General features: G+C 63.7%; 18 protein-coding genes and 4 pseudogenes. 10 read left to right on the top strand and 12 right to left on the bottom strand.

The features are described from left to right. Positions 1–3: 3 nt before the first annotated feature. The 3 genes from ACFXN1_RS46500 to glnT are packed head-to-tail and all read right to left on the bottom strand — an operon-like array spanning position 4 to position 3,022. Positions 4–711 carry a protein glxC gene (locus tag ACFXN1_RS46500; protein ID WP_379405193.1) on the bottom strand — a complete coding sequence of 236 codons (708 nt, stop codon included), beginning with the start codon at positions 709–711 and terminating at the stop codon, positions 4–6. Between the two features lie 31 nt (positions 712–742). Then, entirely contained in the window at positions 743–1,630 is an 888-nt protein-coding gene (locus ACFXN1_RS46495; RefSeq protein WP_379405195.1) for a glutamine amidotransferase, read from the bottom strand. A 36-nt stretch (positions 1,631–1,666) separates the two neighbouring features. Further along, complete coding sequence (gene glnT / locus ACFXN1_RS46490) at positions 1,667–3,022, bottom strand: type III glutamate--ammonia ligase (protein WP_379405197.1); 1,356 nt, start codon at positions 3,020–3,022, stop codon at positions 1,667–1,669. Between the two features lie 630 nt (positions 3,023–3,652). On the opposite strand from glnT, the gene ACFXN1_RS46485 reads away from it, so the two are divergent. After that, positions 3,653–4,018 (top strand): transposase, encoded by a 366-nt coding sequence (locus tag ACFXN1_RS46485; protein ID WP_379463979.1) that lies wholly within the window; start codon positions 3,653–3,655, stop codon positions 4,016–4,018. On the opposite strand, the pseudogene ACFXN1_RS46480 reads toward ACFXN1_RS46485, so the two are convergent. The 4 genes and pseudogenes from ACFXN1_RS46480 to ACFXN1_RS46465 all read right to left on the bottom strand — a co-directional run. Continuing rightward, positions 4,011–4,316: pseudogene (locus tag ACFXN1_RS46480) on the bottom strand (IS110 family transposase); the annotation flags it as partial. The gene ACFXN1_RS46485 and the pseudogene ACFXN1_RS46480 sit on opposite strands and share 8 nt — an antisense overlap. 17 nt (positions 4,317–4,333) lie before the next feature. Then, a complete protein-coding gene (locus ACFXN1_RS46475; protein ID WP_379444090.1) occupies positions 4,334–5,425 on the bottom strand; it encodes an IS110 family transposase in 1,092 nt (363 codons plus the stop codon). 195 nt (positions 5,426–5,620) lie between these two features. Next, positions 5,621–6,580: an IS110 family transposase gene (locus ACFXN1_RS46470; RefSeq protein WP_379444091.1), complete on the bottom strand. Its 960-nt coding sequence runs from the start codon at positions 6,578–6,580 to the stop codon at positions 5,621–5,623. 583 nt (positions 6,581–7,163) lie between these two features. Then, positions 7,164–8,489, bottom strand: a complete 1,326-nt coding sequence (locus tag ACFXN1_RS46465) for an MFS transporter (protein WP_379444092.1) — start codon at positions 8,487–8,489, stop codon at positions 7,164–7,166. Positions 8,490–9,213: 724 nt separating this feature from the next. Here ACFXN1_RS46465 and ACFXN1_RS46460 point away from each other — a divergent pair. Beyond that, the gene (locus ACFXN1_RS46460; RefSeq protein WP_379463977.1) at positions 9,214–9,636 is read left to right on the top strand and encodes a transposase; all 423 of its coding nucleotides are present in this window, start codon (positions 9,214–9,216) and stop codon (positions 9,634–9,636) included. 210 nt (positions 9,637–9,846) lie between these two features. Here the strand turns inward: ACFXN1_RS46460 and ACFXN1_RS46455 are convergent, their stop codons facing one another. Continuing rightward, entirely contained in the window at positions 9,847–10,110 is a 264-nt protein-coding gene (locus ACFXN1_RS46455; protein ID WP_379405088.1) for a hypothetical protein, read from the bottom strand. 13 nt (positions 10,111–10,123) lie between these two features. Here ACFXN1_RS46455 and ACFXN1_RS46450 point away from each other — a divergent pair. Next, positions 10,124–10,731 (top strand): annotated as a pseudogene (locus tag ACFXN1_RS46450) (IS5 family transposase); the annotation flags it as partial. Between the two features lie 78 nt (positions 10,732–10,809). On the opposite strand, the gene ACFXN1_RS46445 reads toward ACFXN1_RS46450, so the two are convergent. Together ACFXN1_RS46445 and ACFXN1_RS46440 are read right to left on the bottom strand one after the other, a co-directional pair. After that, positions 10,810–11,772: a cyclase family protein gene (locus ACFXN1_RS46445; protein WP_379444094.1), complete on the bottom strand. Its 963-nt coding sequence runs from the start codon at positions 11,770–11,772 to the stop codon at positions 10,810–10,812. A gap of 350 nt (positions 11,773–12,122) precedes the next feature. Next, complete coding sequence (locus ACFXN1_RS46440; RefSeq protein ID WP_379405092.1) at positions 12,123–13,022, bottom strand: carbon-nitrogen hydrolase family protein; 900 nt, start codon at positions 13,020–13,022, stop codon at positions 12,123–12,125. A gap of 524 nt (positions 13,023–13,546) precedes the next feature. On the opposite strand from ACFXN1_RS46440, the gene ACFXN1_RS46435 reads away from it, so the two are divergent. From ACFXN1_RS46435 to ACFXN1_RS46425, 3 genes are all read left to right on the top strand, one after another. After that, positions 13,547–14,887 carry a cytochrome P450 gene (locus ACFXN1_RS46435; RefSeq protein ID WP_379444095.1) on the top strand — a complete coding sequence of 447 codons (1,341 nt, stop codon included), beginning with the start codon at positions 13,547–13,549 and terminating at the stop codon, positions 14,885–14,887. A 109-nt stretch (positions 14,888–14,996) separates the two neighbouring features. Continuing rightward, positions 14,997–15,191: a ferredoxin gene (locus ACFXN1_RS46430; RefSeq protein WP_379405096.1), complete on the top strand. Its 195-nt coding sequence runs from the start codon at positions 14,997–14,999 to the stop codon at positions 15,189–15,191. Beyond that, complete coding sequence (locus ACFXN1_RS46425; protein ID WP_379444096.1) at positions 15,188–16,390, top strand: NAD(P)/FAD-dependent oxidoreductase; 1,203 nt, start codon at positions 15,188–15,190, stop codon at positions 16,388–16,390. Before ACFXN1_RS46430 ends, ACFXN1_RS46425 begins: the two co-directional genes overlap by 4 nt. 773 nt (positions 16,391–17,163) lie before the next feature. Here ACFXN1_RS46425 and ACFXN1_RS46420 read toward each other — a convergent pair. Next, positions 17,164–17,571: pseudogene (locus ACFXN1_RS46420) on the bottom strand (helix-turn-helix domain-containing protein); the annotation flags it as partial. A gap of 525 nt (positions 17,572–18,096) precedes the next feature. On the opposite strand from ACFXN1_RS46420, the gene ACFXN1_RS46415 reads away from it, so the two are divergent. From ACFXN1_RS46415 to ACFXN1_RS46400, 4 genes and pseudogenes are all read left to right on the top strand, one after another. Further along, entirely contained in the window at positions 18,097–19,347 is a 1,251-nt protein-coding gene (locus ACFXN1_RS46415; protein ID WP_379405101.1) for a cytochrome P450, read from the top strand. 96 nt (positions 19,348–19,443) lie between these two features. After that, positions 19,444–19,716: a ferredoxin gene (locus tag ACFXN1_RS46410; RefSeq protein WP_379405103.1), complete on the top strand. Its 273-nt coding sequence runs from the start codon at positions 19,444–19,446 to the stop codon at positions 19,714–19,716. Continuing rightward, positions 19,713–20,210, top strand: a complete 498-nt coding sequence (locus tag ACFXN1_RS46405; RefSeq protein ID WP_379444097.1) for a hypothetical protein — start codon at positions 19,713–19,715, stop codon at positions 20,208–20,210. Before ACFXN1_RS46410 ends, ACFXN1_RS46405 begins: the two co-directional genes overlap by 4 nt. Positions 20,211–20,411: 201 nt before the next feature. Further along, positions 20,412–20,963 (top strand): annotated as a pseudogene (locus ACFXN1_RS46400) (IS21 family transposase); the annotation flags it as partial. Positions 20,964–21,424: 461 nt separating this feature from the next. Here the strand turns inward: ACFXN1_RS46400 and ACFXN1_RS46395 are convergent. Then, positions 21,425–22,894: an ISL3 family transposase gene (locus ACFXN1_RS46395; protein ID WP_379444098.1), complete on the bottom strand. Its 1,470-nt coding sequence runs from the start codon at positions 22,892–22,894 to the stop codon at positions 21,425–21,427. Positions 22,895–22,998: the final 104 nt, after the last annotated feature.

Raw genomic sequence — 22,998 nt, 5'->3', positions numbered from 1 at the left:
CGGTCAGTACGCGGAAGCGTTGTCGACGTGGAAGTGGTAGAGGCTGCGGGCCGAGCCGTAGCGAGTGAAGTCGGCCGGGGCGGCGTCGAATCCGGCTGCATCCAGTAGTTCGCGCAGCTCCTCGAGGTGCTCGGGACGCATCTCCTTCTTGACACAGTCCGCACCGAGCGAGGCGACGGTGCCGCGCACATAGATCCGCGCCTCGTACAGCGAATCACCGAGTGCCTCACCGGCATTACCGAGTACGACGAGTCGTCCGGCCTGGCCCATGAAGGCGCTCATGTGGCCGATGTCGCCGCCGACTACGATGTCGACGCCTTTCATCGAGATGCCGCAGCGGGCCGCGGCGTTGCCCTCGATCACGAGCAGGCCGCCGTGCGCGGTGGCGCCCGCGGACTGCGACGCGTCGCCGGTGACCCGGACGGTGCCGGACATCATGTTCTCGGCGACACCGACACCGGCGTTGCCCGCGATCGTGACGGACGCCTGCTTGTTCATGCCCGCGGCGTAGTAGCCGGTGTGGCCTTCGACGGTGACGTCGAGGGGACGGTCGAGGCCGCATGCGAGGGCGTGGGCACCCTGCGGGTTGACGACCCGCGCGGTCGCCGGGGATTCGGTCGCCTGCAGGGCGGCGTTGAGCTCACGCGTCGAGATCTCGGCCAGGTCGTAGGTGACGGTGGCGGTGATGGTTGGGGTGTCGGTGAGGGTCATGGTCGGCTCCGAAGGGTCGTGGATGGTCGGGTCAGCGGTTCCAGACGTAGACGCGGTCTGGCTCGGGTTCGAGCAGGTGCGCGTCCGCGATGCCCGGCAGGTGCGCCAGGGCGCGGAATTCCGAGGCCATCGCGACGTAGGCGTCGGTCTCGGCGACGATCGCGGGCTTGCAGGCGATCGGATCGCGCACCACTGCAAAGGAGTCGGAGGTCGAGACCAGCAGGGTGTAGAAGCCGTCGATTCGCTCGCCGAGCAGTCGCAGCGCCTTCTCCAGGTCCGCGCCCTCGGCGAGGTGTTTGGCGACGAAGCGGGCGCCGACCTCGGTGTCGTTCTCGCTGTCGAACTGCACGCCCTCGGCCTCGAGTTCGCGCTTGACGGACAGGTGGTTGGAGAATGAGCCGTTGTGCACCAGGCACTGGTCGGGGCCGACGGCGAAAGGGTGCGAGCCGGCTGCGGTGACCGCGGATTCGGTGGCCATCCGGGTGTGCCCGACGCCCTGCCAGCCGGACGCGGTGGGCAGCCCGAATCCGCGAGCGAGGTCGACCGGGTCGCCCATGCCCTTGAGGACGGTGACGTCGTCGCCGAATCCGATGACGGTGGCGTCCGGTGCGACGGATCGGATCACGGTGGTGAGCTCGTGGGCCGGGACCGGGGCGTGCAGCACGGTCGTCGGCGGTAGGTCGATCGCGGTGACCTCCACGCCGAGCAGGGCGCTCGCCGCGGCGGCCACGCCGGGCTCGGCGCCGAGCAGCGACACCGAGGCGTGACCGGCGGGGGAGAAGGTCGGGTCGCCGTAGATCGCCATGCCGGCGGAATCGGGGCCGCGATCGACCATCTCGCCGAGCATGCCGGTCAAGAGTTCACCCAGTCGCGGGTATAGGGAGGGCTCGCGCAGGTGGAGCCCGACGATACCGCACATGTGGAAATCTCCTTGGTGTTGATTGTGTTTGGGGAATCAGAACGCGGTCAGGTAGGTCTCGACCTCCCAGGGGGTGACCGAGTTGTGCCACGAGAAGAACTCCTCGCGCTTGAGCCTGGTGAAGTAGTCGGCGACTCCGGTGCCTGCCCCGTCGAGCGCCCCGCAGACAACGGGATCGGCCGCGAGCGCGTCCATCGCGTGCAGCAGGGTCATCGGCAGGGTGTCGGGCCCGGCGCCGGCACCGGGCTCGCCCGGGTCGAGGTTGCGATCGATGCCGTCGAGTCCGGCGACGATCGCGGCGGCCGCAGCGAGGTACGGGTTCGCGGAGCCGTCGCCGCCGCGCAGTTCGACGCGGTTGTGGTCCGGCACCCGCAGGTAGTGGGTGCGGTCGTTGCCGCCGTAGGTGGCCCGGCGCGGCGACCAGGTGGCACCGCTGCTCGTCGCGATGGCGCCGGTCCGCTTGTAGGAGTTGACGGTCGGGGCGATGACGCCCTGCAGGGCGCAGGCGTGCTCGAGGATGCCCGCGATGAAGGAGTAGGCGATCTGCGAGAGTCCGAGCCCGCGCGGGTCGGAGGCGTCGGGGAACGCGGCCTCGCCTTCACGCCACAGCGACAGGTGCATGTGTAGCCCGGTGCCGGTGCGGTCGGCGAACGGCTTCGGCATGAACGTGGCAGTCATTCCGCGTTCCTCGGCGAGGACCGAGATCAGGTAGCGCAGGGTCACGACCCGGTCGGCGGTGGTCAGGGCGTCCGCGTAGTTGAAGTTCTGCTCGAACTGGCCGTTGCCGTCCTCGTGGTCGTTGGCGTAGTTGCCCCAGCCGAGGGAGTTCATCGCCGAGGAGATCGACGTCAGGTGCTCGTACATGCGGGTGACGTCGCGGGCGTCGTAGCAGGGCTGGCGGGATGTGTCGAGCGCATCGGCGGTGTGCAGGTCGCCGGTCTCGTCCTTGTTGACCAGGAAGTACTCGATCTCGGCGCCGACGTTGACCTCGAGCCCCTGCGCGGCGGCGCGGGCGAGTGCCGACTTGAGGATGACGCGCGGGGCGTAGGGCCACGGCTTGCCCTCGACGTGCGGGTCGCAGTGTACGAGCGCGAGGCCGGGGCGGACGAACGGGATCGGGGTGAAGGAGGTGGGGTCGGGGATTGCGACCAGGTCGGGGTCCTTGGGCTCCTGGCCCATCGCGCCTGCTGCGTAGCCGGCGAATCCGACACCGTCCGTGGCGAGCTCGTCGACGGATTCGACGGGGACGAGCTTGGCGCAAGGCTTGCCGAACATGTTGACGAAGATCGCGAGGATGAAGCGGGTGCCAGTGGCGCGGGCCAGCCCTGCGAGGTCGGTGGGCCCGGCGTCGGACGGCGAGGGGAGGTGTGTCACGGCGGTGTCGAGCGTCATCGGGGCTCTCCTGGTCTTCTCGGCTGCGAAGTCTTCGGTGTCCTGCGGGAGCGGGACGTTTCATTAGGTGAATCGCTGTCGAATATCAGGAAACATAGCATCCATGACGGGAGTGTTACAGCCCTGTCAGGTTGTCGTGACGGCTTCGATGGGTGGTGGCGAGATGTAATCCGTCGCTCGATGAGGATTTTCGGTTGCACGTGTTCACGGCGACGCAACCATCCGGACTGCTTCCTGTCAGTAGATTGCGTTTCGCGATAGCGAACAGGCGTTCGAACTTCCCGAATCAGGGCGGCAGTCGTCGGCCCCGTGCCCAGGGGTATCCATGGGCAGGGGGCCACGACCACGGTTCCCGTGCTCCCGCGTCACCCCGGGTTTGAAAGGCCCTCCCTGACGATGGACCCGTGCACACACCCAGACCGACATCGCCGTCACCGACGCGAGTGGGGACTACGTGTTCACCGTGAACGCGAACATTTCCACCCTGCACTGCAAACACAAGGAGCTGCCCTGGATGGACATCAAGCTGAGACAGCCCAAAGCGGCCTCAAACTGGGGAGTGGCCGTAAGAGCTCCTAACAGGTTCAGCGCGGTGGCGTCGGGTTCTGTTGCAGTGCAGGATGTTTCGGTGTGGCAGCACCTTGGAACGTGGATGACCGGTTGTGGGCAGTGATCGAACCGCTACTGCCGGTGAAACCGGCCCGAACACCGGGACCGCCGCAGATGGACAGTCGGCGGGTGCTGCAGGGGATCTTGTTCGTGCTGATCACCGGGATCGGGTGGGAAGATCTGCCCCAGGAACTGGGGTTCGGGTCCGGGATGACCTGTTGGCGCGGGTTGCGGGACTGGCAAGCCGCCGGGGCATTCGAACAGATCCATCAGGGGCGTGCTCGCCCGTTGCGACGCCGCCCGGTTGATCGACTTCGACAGGGTCATGGTCGACGGTTCGCATGTGCGGGCGAAAAAAGACATCCCAGGGCCTGGGTTGTCAAGTAGCAGCGGCCGGGTCGCCGGTGTGTGGAGACCAGGCGGTGGTTTCGTTGTAGGGGGTGCGGGTCTTGAGGCAGCCGTGGAGGATGCCCACGAGCCGGTTGGCGAGCTGGCGTAGCGCGGCGCGGTGTTCCAGGCCGCGGGCGCGATGCCGGTCGTAGTAGGAGCGGGCGCCGGGTGAGGCGGTCAGGGCGCAGAACGCCTGCTGGGCCAGGGAATCGATGAGCCGGTCGTTGTGCACGAATCGGGCGGCGACGATCTTCTTCTTGCCGGAAGCGCGGGTGATCGGGCTGGTGCCGGCGTAGATGCCCCTATGGATTGTCAACTAGGTGGCTGCTGCTGTGGCCGGGCGGCGGTTGCTTGATGAGGAGGTAGATCTCGCGGGCCACGTAGCCGTTTCAGACAGCGGATCGCTTCGCGGCGGGTCTTGCCGTTTGTGATGCGACGGTCCAGATAGTCACGGGTTCGCTGGTCCCAACGCAACCGGGAAAGGACGATCCGGTGCAGGGCGCAGTTGCCCTGCCGGTCGCCGCCACGGTTGAGCCGATGGCGTTGGCTTTTGCCGGAGGATGCCTCGACGGGACTTGCGCCGCACAGGGCAGCGAAAGATGCCTCGCTGTGGAGTCGCTCGGGGTTGTCGCCAGCGGCGATGAGTAGCGCGGCGGCGGTGTCCGGGCCGACTCCGTAGGTGTCGAGAAGGATCGGGTGGTAGGTCGCCAGGACTGCGGTGAGCTGGGCCTCCAGGTCGGTGATCTCCTGGGTGAGTTGGTCGATGCGGCGGGCCAGGAGCCGCAGCGTGTATGCGGCGGCGTTGGTGGTGTCGGTCACCGTCGCGACCTGCAGTGCTGCGCAGTGGCGGATGAGTTTGGGGTTGCTGAGTCCCTTCAGCTCGTCCCGCAGTCCTGGGTCGGCGGAAACCAGGACGGCCTTGAGCTGGTTGATGGTCTGGGACCGCGACTTCATGGCCGATGCCTTGGCGAGCTTGAACATGCGCAGCATCTCGACCGGCCCGTCACTGCTCTTGGCCACGGCGGTCGCCTGGCCCGCCAGCACAGCCCGAGCGGCCGACTCGGCATCCAGTGCGTCGGTCTTGCCGCGGCGGCGGCGGGCGGCCTTGTCGGGCTGGTTGACCTCCAGCACCATGACGCCCGTGCTGCCCAAGTGACGGGCAAGCGCGGCGCCATAGGACCCGGTGCACTCGACCCCGGCTCGTCGCACCGGCCCGAAAGCTTGCGCCCACTTCAACAGCGCCCGGTAGCCGGCCGTGGTGGTGGGGAAGGTCTTGCTGCCCAGGAGTGCCCCGAGAACGGTGACCACTGCGGCGACGTGGAAGTCCTTGTGCGTATCGACGCCCAGGACCACCTCCTCGCCGCCGGGCCGGGTAAGGGATGTGAGCTGGGGGGTGCCGGGCACAGGCTGCGGTCTCCTGATCGGATGGGGGACGGTCTTGGCCGTCGCCGGGCCGGCAGGGTGGTCAGAACTGTGACGATGCTCAGTGCGGCAAAGCCCCTATCGAGACACACCCGCCGGACCGGCGGCAGCAAGCACCGCCCCGGAGCCGTGACCGACAGATCTACGCCAAGGCACTATGGCCAGTTCTTGCGCGGGTCAGGCCACGGCCAGGGACAGCACCCCAAGATCCTCACAGTTCTTGCGGGCCTTGGCCGAGGCGTAGCGGCCGCGGGCGTCTCCGAATTCGGCGAGCACCCGGGCACCGAGAATGATGCCCATCCCGGGCTGGGACAGGACGATCTCAGCGTCCGGGTGTCGGCCAAAATGCGCCTCCACCTGCCCTGCCAGCTCGGTGATCTGCTCGCGGAGGGCGATCAGGATGTGGATCGAGGCCCGTGTGGTGGCCGCGTAGGCGGCATCGATCACCGCATCGCGGCGCAGATGCTCGGCCCGCAGTGCTGCCTGGATTCTGGCGGCTTTGGTATCGACGTCACGGCGACGGGCCCGGGTGAGTGCGGCCCGGATCTGCTTGAGCGACAGCCGCGCTGCCGCAACGGGTTCGGGCGCTTTGGCCAGCTGTTCCAGCGCATCGGATGCGGTGAGGTCGTCGAAGGCCTCCAGCGCCGCAGGGAAGTACTCGCGCAACGAGTGCCGCAGCCGCTGGGTGGTGCGGGTGCGTTCCCAGATCAGCGTCTTGTGCGCTCGGGCAACGACTTTCACCGCCTCAGCCTGCGGGCTGTCGGCAGCCACTCGTCGCAACTGATGCGAGTCGGTGCGCACCATGTCGGCCAGCACGTGCGCATCGGCTGGATCGCTCTTGGCGCCGGAGACCGCGTGCCGATCGCGATAACGGGCAGCCTGCAACGGGTTGACCGCGAACACCGAGTAACCGGCGGCGACCAGGGCCGCGACCCAGGGACCTCGATCGGTCTCGATGCCGATCACCACCGAATCGGCCTCGGAGCCGGTGTCGAGATGTTCGCCGATCAGGGCGTGTAATCGGGTGATTCCCTCGACACCCTCGGGCAGCCGGGCTCTGGCCAGCTTCTTGCCTGCCGGGCTCATCAACTCCACATCGTGATGGTTTTCGGCCCAGTCGTCTCCTACGAACAGCAACAGCGATCCTCCTGCCTACCAACCTCTTTCGATATCGGTAGCGTTCAGGAGAACACTCGGCGACCTAATGAAAAGTGCTCACGCCCGAGGCGGGCACGACATCCCAGCAGCGATCCGTTCTCCCGGTCAGCCTGCAACGGGTTGACCGACCGGCGGGGGCACGATCTTTTTTCAGGATTCGAAGTCCCGGGGGCGAAGAGTGCTCACCCGCCAGCCGCTACCGGTAGCGAGTCTGCCGTACTGGTGGACCCGCTACATATCATTAGGAGCTCTTAGTGTGTGCACGCTAGGAACAAAAGCGACACGCATCTACGCGCGGGCGTGGAGCATGGGATCGGCAGTCACCGAGTTCACGACGAATTCGCGAGCTCGTTCGCGGCTGCGGCGCGCAGCGGACGGATGCGCCGGCACACACCAGCGCAGATCTTTGGATGTGCATGCAGAGCACCGCCTGACACTCAAGAGTTGCCGGGACTGCGAGCTGTCGCCCGGCTCCCATGCATACACCATGGGAGCCGGGTCGAACATGTTGTCCTCGTCGCATCGGGCGAAGTAAGGACAGCCACAGAAGATGCGCCGATCGTTACGCGTCCGTTTGCTGCCGATTGTCGGCTAGGGCAGGGGTTGCGGTGGGTCGACCGTTGCTTTGAGTTCGACTCCCGAAACCGAGCGCTGCCACCAAAGCCGAGACAGTAGCCAAACCGGCAAGATAGTAGCCAGGGCCAAGTGGATGGCCTGCGTTGATGAGGAAAGTCGCCACGAACGGTGCGGTCCCGCCAAACACCATTTGGCATATGTTGTAACCGAGCGCGCTCGCAGACACCCGAACGCGCGCGGGGAACAAATCGAAGATCAACAGGCTAAGCGTTGTTGAGACCCCACTGGAAAATATTACGAAGACCGCAATGACCATAAATGCACCCAGCAGTGAACTATGAGGAAGCAACGCGAAGGATGGGATGGCCCAAGCACCCAATCCTAGCGCATAAACTATTGCGACGCGTTTTTTTCCTGCTGCGTCTATCAGGCGTCCTGCGACTATACAGCCGCCCGTAGAAGTAAGCAGCGACACGACCAGGATGAGAAGCGATTGAGTATTGCTGAAATGTGCCGACCTAGTCAGGTACGAAATCAAGAAGGCGTTTACAAGATAACCGCTGACTGAGGGAGTCATAGCCCAGCCGATGAATAGAAGCATCGGCTTTTTCGCCATCTTGAATGCCTCAACAAGCGGTGCAGATTCGACGCGCCCCTCAGTCTGGAGAGCGGTGAACGCGGGCGATTCCTCCACCTTGAGTCGCAACAGGAGAGCGACCAATGTAAGGGGCAGCGCGAAGAGGAAAGGCACCCTCCACCCCCACGAGCTCAGCTGCTCCGAAGTTGTCGTTGAGGTCATCAACACTGCTACCAGCGCGCCGAAGATGGTCCCGATGTTTGCGGACGAAGGGAGCGTCGAAGCATATCGACCGCGCCTTCCCGCTGGTGCATACTCAAGGATAAAAATGGTACCGCCAGCATATTCTCCGGCGACGGAGAATCCCTGCACGAGTCGAAACAACAAAAGTAATGCCGGCGCAGCCAATCCAATTTGGTCGTAACCTGGCAGTAGTCCCATGCCTACTGTGCCCACGCTCATTACTATCACGGCCATGAAAAGCGCGGGGCGTCGTCCTACCTTATCACCGATATGGCCCCATACGACTGCTCCAATAGGACGAACAACAAATCCGACCGCGAAGATTGCGAAGGTGGATAACAGAGCAGTGACAGAGTTTCCCTTCGGGAAGAATAGTGTCGCGATCGTGGTTGCGAAAAATCCATACAACGCGAGGTCGTACATTTCCACAAAGGTCCCAATCGCGCCAGCTAGCAGTGCCTTTCGGCGCGCGGCATCATTGCCGTTGTTCATGATACTCCTCAAGCGACGCGGGTGCCGGGAACGAGCCAGCGACCACGCGAGTCGGCCTATTATATATTTCCACCGTATGCCGCAGGAAAAGAGAATCGCCTCATTTTCATAAGACTCTGATATGGTTGCGCGGCGCTCAAGCGTCGGTTGCGCTATCCCTCGTGTTTTGCAACGAGTTATGATGACGGGTGGCGAGCATTGCCGAGCAAGTCGCGAGCACTGGGCCCGTACTGCCACTACCGCGTTCATCGTGGGGTACACTGTAGCTCTCGGTGGATGAGCAAGGATAAAGTAGGGCGAGAGTTCCGGTCCAGTCCTTTCTGTAAGTTGCGAATCGCGCTGGAAATCTTCAAACTGAATCGCATTTGCGAACAAATCGATTACGTCCCAGCTCATCTCTGCCTGCATACCTACGCGGCGTTTCTGCGCCGCGCAATTAACAGCACCGCTCGCGTACGGCGACCCGTTATGGGGAGTTTTGGCCTTCCGGATGCGACATCAGATCCAAGTGTGATGGTGGCCTATAATCGGACAGTGGTCGTTCGTCGACTCCGATGAGTGCACCATTGTGTGGTGACGAACGGTCGAATCTCTCCGTTGTGCATCAATGAACTTATTGACCGTGATCCATGTAACTGAAGTTTCAGTGCTGTGTCAGTAATCATAACGATTGCAATGGCGCCGGTCAAGAAGTTGCTGTAGTCCAGTTCCTGTGAACCCAGCAATGCTTGACTACGTGCGCCAGGGTCTTTTACAGGGTTCCGCCATAGTGATGTGCGCGATTGTAACTTCCGGATTCTGGAGTGTCGCTCGCGCGCACAGCATCGGCCCAGTGGAGGCTGTTGCGGGCGCAGCTGGGCTGAGGTCCGAGTATCTGATCGCTGACTCGGGAACGGCCGGTCGGGGTGGAGAGCTGCTGGGTGTGTTCTGTGCGTACAAGAGTGTGAAGGGCCGCACGCTGATCGATCGGGAGTTGTATCTGCCGAAGTCGTGGACCGCCGATCGGGCCCGCTGCCGGGAGGCCGGGGTGCCCGATGAGGTCAAATTCGCAACGAAACAGGTTCTGGCACAAAGGATGCCTGGCTCGTGTACTGGATGCTGGTGTGCCCGCTCGGTGGGTCACTGCCGACGAGGCTTACGGCGGTGATTCGAAGTTCCGCCGCTGGCTCGTACGGCGGAGGATCGGGTATGTGGTGGCTGTTGCCCAGCAGTGCGCCGATTGTGTCCCTGTCCGGCAGCTGGCGTGCCGACCAGGTCGTCGCGGACGCACCGCGCGGCGCATGGAAGCGGCGCAGCTGCGCCCAAGGAGCGAAAGGCCCGCGGCTGTTCGACTGGGCCGTGGCCGCGCTGCCCACCGTCAGTGAAGCCGGCACCGGGTGGCGGCGCTGTCTTGGCCCGTCGGTCGTTGACCCGCAATACGACCGGCAAACTCGACATCGCGTACTGCCTGTGCGGCGCCGCGATCGGCACCAGTGACGAGGATCTCATTCGGGTCGCTGGTGCCCGCCGGTCGGTCGAGGACTGTTTGCAGACCGAGAAAACCGAGATCGGGCTCGACCAGTACCCGGTCCGCCGCTACGTCGCCTGGTACCGGCACATCACTCCAGCCCTGCTCGCCCACACCTACCTTGCGGTGGCGGCGGCTGCGGGACTGGCATGCCGCCGGGGTCTGGCAGCGGTTGCACGAAACACTGCTGGCCGAGAACGCGGCCGGGGCGTTGGATTGGTCGAGGGCGGTGGTCGACGGCTCCCACGTGCGGGCGCTCGAGGGCGGCCCAAAACCGGACCGAGCCCGGTCGACCGTGCCCGGACCGGCTCGAAACACCATCTGATCACCGAGGCGCACGGTATCCCGCTGGCGGTGTCACTGACCGGCGGCAACCGTAACGACGTCACCCAGTTCATGGCTTTGATCGAGGCGATCCCGCCGGTGCGGGGCCGGCGCGGGCGTCCCCGCCGGCGCCCGGACGCTGTCTACGCCGACCGCGGCTACGACCACGACAAGTACCGTAAACAAGTGCGGGACAAGGGAATCACCCCGTTCATCGCCCGCCGCGGCGTCGAACACGGCTCCGGGCTCGGTGTGCACCGCTGGGTGGTGGAGCAGAGTTTCGCGCTGCTGCACTGGTTCCGGCGGCTGCGCATCCGCTGGGAGATCCGCGACGACATCCATGAGGCATTCCTCAGCCTGGCCTGCAGCATCATCTGCTGGCGCCGGCTGGTCAACCTCTCACTCTGTTAGGAGTTCTTAGGGGGAAGCGGGCAAACCATAGCGACGCCCTATGGCCGCCTCGGTGCGCTGTTCAGGCTTGGAGACGGGTTACTTCAAGGCGATCGCGTTGGCGGGCGAACCTACCGTGTTAGCCACGTTGAGTGGCGCACTAACAAGGAAGACCTCGTAGACGCCATCGGCGCGGCAGTCGTCCGCAAGGTCTTGCAGATGCCACAGCTCGCCGATGAAGATGCCGAGCTGGCCAAGAAGCATTCGATGCAGGAACCCGAATGGCGCGCTCTCCTTGGACTCGTCCGGCGGCCAGGTCTCGGTGGCGGGCAGGTCAGACACGATCGCGCTGATACGGCTATTCCACAAGTATTCGGCCATCCGCTCGGTGTGCTCGATTCCGACGTGGAACAACCGCCCACGCTGCGCAAACGTCGCTCGGTCGTCATCCGACTGGGCTCGATACCAGCGCAGATATCCGCTGTTCAACAGCAGGATATCCCCAGGTTGATAGATCACACCGGCCGCTTCACGGCACGTCTCCAGGTCCTCCGGTGTGATCGAGCTACCGGTGCTGGGGTGGTAGCCGGCGTGGCGGTCGGCCAGCACGCGCTCAGCATCCAGCAACACCGCGCGCCCGGCGATGCCGCGCTCCGCCAGGTGGTGCATCGATAGCTTCCCAGCTTGGACGTCACCAGGCGATGCCCCGCAATAGAAGGTACCGGGCTGATAGCCGACATGCGCAAGCCCGTCCCACTGGCTGGAAGCCTGCGGGTAGAAATTATCTATGACATCGTCGAAGCCGCTGCCTCCTGGGTACGCAATAAGCGTATGGCGAGGCGTTCCGCGCCCGAACATGGCCGGCTCGATCACATCCATTGGCGCCTGCAGAGCGAACATCGCACCACGCCGTACCAGCCGCGCCGCCGACACGATCCGTTCTGCGGTCTGTAGCCCGAATGCGCCGAGGTTGGGTTCGGTGAAAATCCCCCATCCGCTGCGCCCGCCCCCGGATGCGGGCGGCAGCTCGTCATAGCGCGGCAGCGCGTTTGCCTCGGTCATCAAGGACCTACCTGTGGCCGCGGATTAGGCGGATATGCCATCGCGGCAGGCCTGGTGTGCGCGAGGTAGTTCGCCTCGCCATATGAATGGCTCATCGCTTGTGGTTCACTCCAGTCACGTCCTCGTGATCGTCGGATCGTGGTGCACAGCGCGTTTCGGCCAAGTTCGAGATCGACCGACCTGCTGGTATCCGGCGGCACGATCACCGAAACCAGCCGACGGACGCGACTCCTGCTACCTGTGGTCGGTCGGATACGGTGTGCACAAGTGCAGAGGTCGCGCTTTGCGGTCATATCGGATGGCGAAGTGCTAGCGCACCGCGGAATGAGAGGCCCAGCCGAGGCCTTCCGTCAGCCGTCCACTGCGACCGGGAGGGAGCCATTGAGCACCTTGTAGGTATCAGGACGGCGGTCCCGGATGAGACGTGGACCCAGGCGAACTGCCGAAGTCCGGGCGAGTCCGGCAGCAATATCTACCGTGGCTGTCGCCAATCCGACCTGATCAATTCCGGTGGTAGCGACGACGGTGGCGAGCGGGTCGACGATCTGACTGAACCCGATGTAATCGGATGTGCCCATTTCGCCGATGAAGTTCGACGAGACGAACCACCGGGCATTTTCGATGGCGCGCGTACCGCTGTAGAGGGAGTACTGCCGCACTCGCAGGTTGTTCTCTCCTTCGCCGTGGCCGGGCAACGCGGGCCAGGCGGCACCCATCACCAGCAGTTCGGCTCCAGACAGGGTGAGTTCCCGGCACGCCTCCGGCCACGCCATGTCATAGCAGATAAGCAGGCCGATCTTGCCAAGGGGCGTGTCAAACACAGGCCACTGATGACCCGGCCGATGGAGGTACTTCTCTTCGGGGGTCAGGTGGACCTTCCGGTAGGATCCGATGTAACCGTCCGGTCCCGCAAGGACGAGAGTGTTGTGAAGGACGCCCGGCTGCGAGCCAGCCTCGTGAAGGCCGAAAACGACGTGAATATTGTGCTGCACGGCGGCGGCGATCAGGCGGGACACGTTAGGTCCATCCGGGACCGCTTCGGCTGTACGCTGCGCCTCAGCGACAACGTCCTCAATATTTGCAAAGTTCGAAAAGAGAGACGGATATCCCTGCAGACTCGTTTCAGGAAACACAACCAGAGCAGCACCGGCCGCCGCAGCCTCTTCGATGTACGACAGGTGCAGCTCAACGCTCTTTTTGATGTCGTAGGTTCCCGGAAACGCACAACTGGCGATCACAATTTCTGACATATGGGAGCTCCTGTCCGGGTGAACTTATCTGTCAGCACGCTAGCCGATTAGCGGCTCTGACATTTCTGTACAATTACACAGTAGCCGTACCGAGTTGGAGCGTCAAGACCCGTCTCGTTTCCTCCCATCCCGGCCTCGCACCTCCGGAGCGACGAACCCCAATCCGTGGACCCTGCGGCGTTACCCGGAATCCAGGAAGCAAGCGGGTAGTGCCACTTGACTACCCCCAGGGGTGCCAGTACAGTAACATGACATTGACATTTCAGTGTGCGCCCAGGCTGAGCGGTCACTGTTTGAATACAGAGCGGACATGAGGCGAGACCGAACCTGTGGGTTGCGTGGTCTACAAGGACCCTTGAGTGAAACACGAGCCCCAGCTAAATCGACCCAATCATGCCGCTCATCCCTGGATGCACCAGAGAAAGAAGTCATCTTGAGCAGCATGAACCGGATGCCGGGCCCTTAGGGACACGAACCGCATTGGCAAGCTCGAAACATCAAAGACGACCTGAAAAGGATTGATCGTGTCAACTTCACCATTGCCTGATGCTGCGCCGACCGAGCCGGTTTGGTTGCCGACGGAGCGCAAATGTCCGTTCGATCCTCCGAATGCACTTGGCGAGCTGCGAGACAGTCGGCCGTTGACTCGACTCCGCTTTCCTGATGGCCATATGGGCTGGTTGGTGACGAGCCACGAGCTCGTCCGCGCAGTGCTTGGGGATCGGCGCTTCAGCCAGGTGCCAGGAGGACAGCCAAAATTGCAGGCCGTGCGTGCCCAGGTGTTCGCGGATGCGATTCAGCAGGACACCACCTTTCCGGATAATATCCGTGCACTCGTCGAGCGTTACCGGCAGCAGGGACGGCTTACCGAGGCCTTCTGGGACGTCGAGGTTCTCGAAGCACTCCGGGAGCAGACATTGGCAACGCTGCCCTACCTCGATTTGGATCCCCCCGCCCACACTCGGCTGCGGCGCATCCTCGCTGGGCACTTTACGGTGCGCCGAGTGAGCGAGTATCGGCCGTACATTGAACAGATCGTCTCCGATCGTCTCGACGAAATGGAGCGAATGGGCCCGCCTGCCGACTTGGTGAAGGTTTTCGCCGAACCGATCCCATCGCTGTTGACCTGCGCACTGTTCGGAATTCCCGAGAGTGAGCGGGGCGAGTTTGAGCGGCTGACCGAGGTCATGACCAGCCCCAGTTCGGCCGGCGACGATGTCCTGCAAGCAAATGCCGACTATCGCGCGTTCGCCCGGGAACTCGTTGAGCGCAAGCGAGCACAGCCGGCCGAGGACATGCTCGGTGCGTTGGTTCACAGTGGCGAGTTGACCGATGAGGAACTCGTGGGGCTCGTAGTGATTTTGGTGAGGGCCTCTCACGTGTCAACCTCGACCACGATGACGTTTGCCGTCGCAACGCTCTTGAGGGATCGGAACTTGTGGGACACCCTCCGTACCGAGGAAGCACCGACTGGTGATGTCGTAGAAGAACTGCTCCGCTACACGAGTGTTGCCCAAGCCCCCGATATTCGAACGGCTTTGGAAGACATCGAGCTCGGTGGCACCGTGATCAAGGCCAACGAGACGGTCGTCGTCTCACTTCCGGCAGCGAATCGCGACCCGAAAGTGTTCACCCAGCCCGACCGAGTCGACGTGACGCGCTCAGCAACCAAGCACCTCACGTTCGGCTTCGGTATCCACCAGTGCCTCGGCCAGAACCTCGCTCGGCTGGAACTGCAGATTGCGCTGACCGGACTCGCCCGCCGGTTCCCAAAGCTTGACTTGGCGGTGCCCGAGGCAGACATCCTTTGGCTCGGTGCCGATGGCAACAACTACGGCCCCAAGGCGCTCCCGGTGACCTGGTGAACCGGCGGGCGTCGGGTCAACGCGAACCGCGGCACGGGGCAGGAACGTGACGGACGGCCGCCCGCTAACTGAAGACAAGAGACAAGACGACAAGAGGAAGGAAATAGCTATGCGCATCGAAGTTGACGAGGACGCGTGCGTGGGTGGCGGCCAATGTGTGCAGGCTGCGGCCGAGGTGTTCGATCAGCGTGACGAGGACGGGGTCGTCGTGTTGCTTGAGGAGGCGCCAGGCGTTGAGCTGTACGAGGCCGTGAGGGAGGCAGCGATGAGGTGCCCGGCTGCTGCGATTCGGGTCATCGAGTGACTATCAGCCTGGACCGGGTTCTTGTGGTGGGAGCCGGCGTGTCAGGCGTGACAGCGGTTGAGACGCTGCGCCGTCAGGGCTTTGCCGGTTCAATCACCCAGGTTGGCGGCGAGACACATCTCCCATATGACCGGCCACCGCTGTCTAAGCAGATTCTCACCGGGGCATGGGAAACGGATCGCCTAACACTCCGCGACAACGCCGCCTTTGAGCGGCTGGGGGTTGACCTGAGACTCGGCGCACGCGCTGTCGGGCTTGACGTGAATGAGCGGACGCTTGCGCTCCACACTGGTGAGAGCCTGCGCTATGACGGGCTCATAATTGCGACGGGTGTGGGACCGCGCCGCCTTCCCACCGGGCACGACCTTGCTGGAGTTCACGTTCTCCGCACCATCGATGATGCGATCGCGTTACGTGAAAGCCTACGTCCAGGTGGGCGGCTGGTAGTGATCGGCGCAGGACTTATCGGATGCGAGGTCGCAGCCTCCGCCCAGAAGGCCGGCCTCCGAGTCTGCATTGTGGACCCTTTGGCGGTGCCCATGATGAGGCAGCTGGGTGAAGACATCGGCCAGCAGGTAGCCGCCTTGCACCGGCACCATGGTGTGGATGTCCGCTGTGGTGTCACCGTCCGTCGTCTCGTCGGTGATCGTTCCGTGACTGGCGTTGAGCTCACGAGCGGGACGGTTCTGCCGGCCGATCTCGTGCTGGTCGCGATCGGCTCGGCGCCATCGACCGACTGGCTCGCCGACAGCGGCCTACCCCTCGAGGACGGCGTCGTCTGCGACTCTACCTGCCGTGCAGCACCTGGTGTTTACGCCGCCGGTGACGTCGCCCGCTGGTGGCACCCAACGCTGGGCAGTCATATCAGGGTCGAGCACCGGTTGAACGCCACCGAACAAGCCGTCGCCGCAGCCACCAATCTTCTCGGTGCCGGCGTGCCGTTCACCCCCGTTCCCTATTTCTGGACTGACCAATATGACACCCGGATCCAGGCATATGGCACCTTTCCCCTCGGCTGTACGGCAACCATCGTCCGCGGCGGCCCGCGCGAGGGGCGATTCATCGCCCACTACACCCATCATGAGCACATCACCGGTGTGCTGGGCTGGAACATGGCAAAAGCGCTCCTCGCTGAGCGCGCGCACATCGGACAACCCACTGCTCATGCGCGCTCTACGAGCATGTCTCCCGTTCAGTGAGGAACTGCCGTGAGGATCTACGATCTGACACATTGGCTGGGCAGGGCAGCGTCGGCTGTGATCACGGCGCCGCAGCGTTTGCGATGGAATCGTTGCAACGCTGATGGGACGTCCGTGCACGCTCCGTGACAGCAAGAGGTTCCTGTCAACAACTCGCGAAGACTGGTTCTGGCCCATATTTCGTGATTCTGCAGCTGTGTTGCTCAGGGGTTCAACAGGATTAGAAGCAGATCGGGCTTGGCGCGGCCGAACATCCGCCGTTTCAGCATTTTAAAAGTTACGTGGAATCTGACCCCAGGATGATCTTGTATTCCTGGGGGTGACCACGCACTTTGGAGGCAGATTGAGTGGCGCGGTGGCGCTGGTGGAGAAGTGGCCGATGCTGGGCTGGCATGAGCAAGCCGCCGTCTGGCTGCGGGTGTGGGCTGATCTCGGTCGTGCGCCACGGACGATGGACGCTTACTCGCGCGGACTGGCCGAATATCTCGAGATGTGCGATCGGGTGCGGGTCGACCCGGTGGAGGCTGATAGAGCCCATATCGCGCGGTATGTCCGCGAGTTGGCGGAGCGGCCGAGTCGTCGTGGCGCGAATGTGGTGTCGATCGACTCGGGTGCCGGGATTGCCAATGCGACTCTGCAGCAGCGGATGGTTCCCGTAAAGTTCGTGCAACGCAGGTGTTGCTGCAGGTCGAGATTGTGTTGTTCGAGCTGGTTGATGCGCTGGTGGAGGGCGTCGATGTCGGTTGGGGCGCCGAGTCCGGATTCGCGTTCGTGACCAGACGTTGGAGTTCGGGGTTGGTCTCGAGATGCCGCCGATGTGGTCGAGCCCTCCGGGCGGTGGCGCGTCGATGCGCCTCGAGCGGCCGATACCCTTTGTCTCTGAACGCATTCCGGCGCAGTTCTCGCGAAATCATCGACGGTGCCCGTCCCAATTGGCTCGTGATCGCTCGGATGCTCAAGCCTGCCTGGCGTAGATCAGCGATTTCGATCCGCTCGTCCTGGGACAGGAACCGAGCGTTGATCTGACGCACCGCCAACCGGTCCAAGGCCGGCACGAACCCGACGACCGCGCCGTTGCGGTAGGTCTTGTAGCCGCGCGACCAGTTGTTGCCCGCGGTTCGGGACACCGCGACCTCGCGGGCCGCGCGGAGAATGCTCCAGCCCCGACCCCGAAGCTCCATGAACCGTGGACGTTTGGCCGACTGCGGACGACGCCCCGGCCCCTTCTTCACCCGACGACAACACAACCTCCAGAACCTACGGGATGTGTTGCGACAACCGGTAGAAGCCGCCCTACCCGGGTTCGATGGTTCATGTCACCAAGTTCGGCATCATCACCGACGGCGGCGGGCACAAGCGGTGGCGTCTCTTGACGACGTTCGAGCCAAAAGTTAGCCTGCCATCGTATTGAAATGTCAGCATGCCACCACGGTGTCAACCTCTGAGAGCTCGGCGCAGCGATCGAGCACACGGACGACCGCGGCCTCAGAGGTGTCGCGTCCGACAAGTTAGGAATGAGTCGATTGATTAGTAGCGGGCCGGGCTTCCGGATCCTCGGGGGATGCCGATGCCAGCGCGAGTGCTGAGCCGCACGGCTTGCGGAAGCGAGGTGCGCTATGGCAGTCTCTCCGCCTCCTGATCCGGCGACTTCGGAGCCGGTGTCTTTGCCTACGGAGCGACGGTGTCCGTTCAATCCGCCTGACCAGATGGCTGAGTTGCGGGAGAGCCAACCACTCACTCGACTTCGCTTTCCCGACGGGCATCCCGGCTGGCTGGTGACGAACTACGAGCTCGCGAGGGCAGTGCTGGGTGACCGCCGCTTTAGCCAGGTCCCGGGTGGGCAGCCTCGGCTTCAGACGGTTCGCGCGCAGGTGTGGGTCGACGCCATCGAGAGGGACGCTTCGTTCCCAGAGAACATCCGCAAACGGATCGATCAGTTTCGGCAGGAAGGTCGCGTCGCGGATGCCTTCTGGGACTCCGAGGTCCTTCAGGCGCTGCGCGCACAGACACCAGACACGCTGCCGTACCTGGACGTCGACCCGCCGGTACACACCAGATTTCGCCGCCTTCTCGCCGGCCACTTCTCGGTGCGTCGTGCGGGCGAGTATCGGACTCGCATCGAGGAGATCGTCTCGCAGTGTCTGGATGACATGGAATCAGCGGGCAAGCCGGCCGACGTGGTGAAGACCTTTGCGGATGCAATTCCCTCACTCTTGACGTGTGCTCTATTTGGTATCCCTGAGCATCAACGCGACGAGTTCAAGCACTTGACCGAGGTGATGACGGACCCGCGATCGCCAGGCGAAGCGGTAGTCGAGGCGAACACCAAGTTCCGTGAGTTCGCTCGAGGGCTGATCGACCAGAAGCGCGGCGAGCCCGCCAGCGACATGCTCGGAGCCCTTGTCAACGGTGGCGACCTGACGGACAAGGAACTTGTCGGTCTGGTAGTCATCCTGGTGCGTGCTTCGCATGTCTCCACGTCCAGCACTATCGCCTTCTCCGTTGCGACCATCCTCAGTAACCGATCGCTCTGGGACTCGCTGAAGTGCCAGGTGGTTCCCGACAGCAACTTCATTGAGGAGCTGCTGCGGTTCACCTCCGTGGCGCAGGCTCCGGACATTCGGACTGCGCTCGAAGACATAGAGATTGGTGGCACGATAATCAAGACGGGTGAAACCGTGGTCGTGTCTCTCCCGTCAGCGAACCGGGACCCGAGCGTCTTTGAAGCCCCTGACGACGTTGATGTAACCCGCGCCACGGGCCAGCACCTGACTTTTGGTTACGGCATCCACCAATGCTTGGGCCAAAATCTGGCCCGACTTGAGCTGGAGGCCGCTCTCGCGGGTCTCGCGCGTCGCTTCCCCAATCTCGAACTGGCAATTCCCAAGGACGAGATTCCGTGGCTTGGCGGCGAGGGAAACAACTACGGCCCCCGTCAACTTCCCGTCACATGGTGAGAGCGAGTGCACCGCGGGTCGCATGCGCCCACCTATCTGACGTGATATCCCAACGCGAAGGCACCAAGCAGGGCGTCCTTCAACAAGAGAGGAACGATGACTGTGCACATCGAGATTGATGAGGACGCGTGCGTCGGCGGTGGCCAGTGCGTACTCGCCACACCCCAGGTTTTCGATCAGCGCGACGAAGACGGCGTTGCGATTCTGCTCAATGAGGCACCCGGCCCCGAGTTGCACGAGAGCGTGCGCGAGTCAGCGATGCGTGTCGACCGTCGCGGGGTCTACTTGAACCGGAACCCGGGAGGCCAATGGCCTTTTCGGCGCCGACGGACTGATCGTCGTCTCTCTAGGTTCGAGGAAAACCTGTGAGCTCACCCTTCACCGGAGTCTGGAAGATCAACCTCGACGAGTCGAAGGTCTGGGACGCAGATAAGCAGACCTGGATCAGCCCGGACCCCGTTGGCTTCGAGGAGGTCACGATGTACGTGACCGACAAGTACTACGACCAGGAGATCCTTTTCGGAACCAACCCGACTCTGCGCATGACGGTCTCCACTGCGTGGGACGGGGACTGGGTTCCGTACATGGTCCGCGACATCACGTACCCCGATGTCAACCTGCCTAAGCTCCCGAAGATGGAGCTCGGTCCGGAAGCCGCACCTGAGATCGGACAGCCATACGGCTGGGTCAAGATGATGTACATCAACGACGGGTTCCACTATCGGCTAAACCGCGCCAATGACGGCAACAGCCCGACGTACCTCATGTCCCGGCGCATGCACGACGACGAGAGATCGTATACGGCGACAGTCTCGAACCCGTCGGGCGACGTCGTAATTCAGCGGCGCTTCGACCGCCACTGACCCATCCAAGACGACCGGCTCAAACGAGCGCGATGCGAGGGGCAGCGTCCTGCTGTCCTAGCTTGTCTTTTATGTGCGCCACGAGCGCGGAAAGGGAGGTCGCATAGGTAGGTGACCTTGCTGGATGCGGTGCTGTGCAGGAGATGAAGGTTTGTGGCCCTTCGGCGTCGCCCTTCGGGGGGCGGCGTCAAACCGCCTCGGTCGTTCCTGCCGGGCCGAACATTCACCGGCCCAACTGATTTCAACACCCAGCTCACCGATTGGCTGGAGAAGGCGAACACGAGGACGGTCCGGTCGATCGCGGGTCGGCCGGTCGATCTGTTCGAGACCGACTATCTGTCGATGATCACGCTGCCTCCGGTCAGCCCACCGATCGGCTCGAACCATCTGATCCGCCTCGCTTGCGACTATTACGTCCGCGTCGACACCGTCGACTACTCGGTCGATCCGCGGGTGATCGGGCGGTTCGTCGACGTCACCGCCACACCGACCGCGGTCGTCGTCCGCTGCGAGGACAGGGTGGTCGCCCGTGACCACGAGCGGTCCTGAACCAAGCAGAACGTCGTCACCGATCCGGCGCATACGAAGATAGCCGCGCAACTGCGCGCGGGGTTCTCCGCGGACCGCCGTCGCCGCGAGCAAGCGCGCCGGCATCCCGATGGGCATCCGGTCGCGCTGCGCGCGCTGCCGGATTACGACGCCTTGTTCGGCGTCGATTTCCGTGTTCCGACAACCGAAGAGAGGCACGGATGAGCGCGACCAAATCCGCACCGGCCACCAACGGATCCGCCGCGAAGCCGCCCGACGGCTGCCATCGATGATGGCTTACCTGACGCGCGTGTTGAAGATCGCGACGATCGGACGCAGCTGGGGAGAACTCGCCGAGCAGGCCCGCGACGAAAACTGGTCCCACGAAGAGTATTCGGCGTCGCTGCTGCAACGCCAGGTCGGAGCCGATCGCGACCGCCGGTGTGCCGGGGTGTTCGCGGGAAACTGGATAGGGCCGTCGACGACGATACGCTCCAGCACTGCGACTGCGGCGGCGACCGGTGGGACTATCGTCCGGGGGACCTCGCGGGGAAGCCCGGCGTGGGCGGGTGTCTCGTCGGGGTTACGAGGCCAGCGTTTGAAGAACAGACCGTGACGCTGGTAAGGGATGCTGACTGCGCTCATCGAATCTGGCTCTGTCCCACTTTCGATGATGGGTCCGGTTGCTACGAGGTGGCCAAGACGCGGAGCCGGAGTAGGTCGAAGCGTGCTCGGCCGTACATGGCTCGTTTGATCAGCTTGAGTCGGTTGACATTTCCTTCGGTGGGGCCATTGCTGTAAGGAAGGGTCAGTCCGGCGACCACGGCGTCCCAGTCACGGTGCAGTGTGGCTGCGAAGGAGCTGATCTCCCGGATTCCGCTGGCCTGTGCGCGCTGGGTCCAAGCCGCGAGTTCCGCTCCTCGCAGTTGCCGTAGCAGCATCGCGAATTCGGTGGCCAGGCCAGCGGTGGTGGCGATCTCATCGCAGCGATCGATGATCGTGCGAAGACGCTCGCGTTCGTCGTCGGTCAGGTCGTCGCAGCGGCGCATGATCCAGCCAGCGGCCTTGCGGGGTGTGATCGTGGGCGGTGCCTGGACTGGGACACCGGCTACGCGCCAGTGTTGCAGGTGTCGACGGACCGTCTTGACGCTTCCACCGAATCCCTGGGCTGCGATCTCGGAGTAGAGGACCGCGGCGTTCACGCAGCCCTCGCGCCAGCGGCGCTGCAGATAGGGCACGAACGGGTCGATGAGACTCGCGCGGCGCACCCCGGAACTCAGCAGACCCTCGACCTCGGTGCGCGCGTAGCGTCGGACGGTCTTGCGGTCCAGGTGCAATTCCCGCGCGATCGCGCTGATCGTCCAACCCTGACCCAGCATCTGTTGGATTTGTGGGTGTTGCCGGGTGATCCGCTGCGCCAAGGGGCCATCCGGTGGGGCCGGCTGCGGGATCGGCGGTGCCGGAATCTGGTCCGGGTCACGCTCATTCAGGCAGGAACGCTTGCGCGCGAGCACACGCTCCACAGCACTGGTCAGGTTCGCCATAAGATGCCACCTGTCCGCGACTTGCACCGCATCAGGGGCTCCGCGGCGAGCGCCGTCGGCGAAGTAGCCGGCGCGATCACGGCAGATCACCTCGATCCCCGGATGCTCGCGCAGCCAGGCGGCCAACGCATCGGAGCTGGCTTCGGGCAGCAGGTCCACCGGACGGCGGGTAGCCATATCGACCAAGATCGTGCCGTAGTTGCGACCCCTACGAAACGCGAACTCGTCGACACCGACCACAGTAAGCCCGCCGACGTCCGGTTGCGGCAGTGCGCGGATGAGCCGCAGCAGCGTCATCCTGCTGACCACACTGGCAACCCCGGCGCACAGTCGCGCCGCGGGCCTGCCTCCCAACGCCAACGCGAACCGTCTCAAAACGTCCCGCAGCGCCAGGCTGCGACGCCCATAACGCACCGTCAAACCGCTCACCTGCTCGGCAAAGATCCGTCGCCCGCACCCGCCGTTACCGCAGAACAGCCGCCGCACCGCCAGCCTGAGCACAACTTCCCGGCCCGCGACCGCGACATCGGCGACCTCACGGGAATACCGGCTATGAACCCGCGACGAGACCACCCCACACACCGGACACGGCCGCGGGACCTCCCTGGTCACAGCATCGAATGTTGAGCGTCACTCAGGGTGGTGACCACAGCGGCCGGGTTCGTCACTGGGGATGGTGATCTCGGCTCGGGCGGGCTGGTGGGGTTGATCTTGTT

It is taken from the genome of Nocardia sp. NPDC059154, from assembly GCF_042755705.1.
GTDB lineage: Bacteria > Actinomycetota > Actinomycetes > Mycobacteriales > Mycobacteriaceae > Nocardia.
The sequence above is the reverse complement of the archived record's forward strand: the minus strand, read 5'-3'. Positions and strand labels throughout refer to the sequence as shown.

Excerpts from the sequence above, each read along its gene's own strand:
- ACFXN1_RS46460 (WP_379463977.1), top strand. The coding sequence starts at position 9,214 with ATGCTTGACTACGTGCGCCAGGGTCTTTTACAGGGTTCCGCCATAGTG.
- ACFXN1_RS46430 (WP_379405096.1), top strand. The coding sequence starts at position 14,997 with ATGCGCATCGAAGTTGACGAGGACGCGTGCGTGGGTGGCGGCCAATGT.
- ACFXN1_RS46445 (WP_379444094.1), bottom strand. The coding sequence starts at position 11,772 with ATGACCGAGGCAAACGCGCTGCCGCGCTATGACGAGCTGCCGCCCGCA.
- ACFXN1_RS46410 (WP_379405103.1), top strand. The coding sequence starts at position 19,444 with ATGACTGTGCACATCGAGATTGATGAGGACGCGTGCGTCGGCGGTGGC.
- ACFXN1_RS46500 (WP_379405193.1), bottom strand. The coding sequence starts at position 711 with ATGACCCTCACCGACACCCCAACCATCACCGCCACCGTCACCTACGAC.
- ACFXN1_RS46495 (WP_379405195.1), bottom strand. The coding sequence starts at position 1,630 with ATGTGCGGTATCGTCGGGCTCCACCTGCGCGAGCCCTCCCTATACCCG.
- ACFXN1_RS46415 (WP_379405101.1), top strand. The coding sequence starts at position 18,097 with ATGGCTGAGTTGCGGGAGAGCCAACCACTCACTCGACTTCGCTTTCCC.
- glnT (WP_379405197.1), bottom strand. The coding sequence starts at position 3,022 with ATGACGCTCGACACCGCCGTGACACACCTCCCCTCGCCGTCCGACGCC.
- ACFXN1_RS46440 (WP_379405092.1), bottom strand. The coding sequence starts at position 13,022 with ATGTCAGAAATTGTGATCGCCAGTTGTGCGTTTCCGGGAACCTACGAC.
- ACFXN1_RS46465 (WP_379444092.1), bottom strand. The coding sequence starts at position 8,489 with ATGAACAACGGCAATGATGCCGCGCGCCGAAAGGCACTGCTAGCTGGC.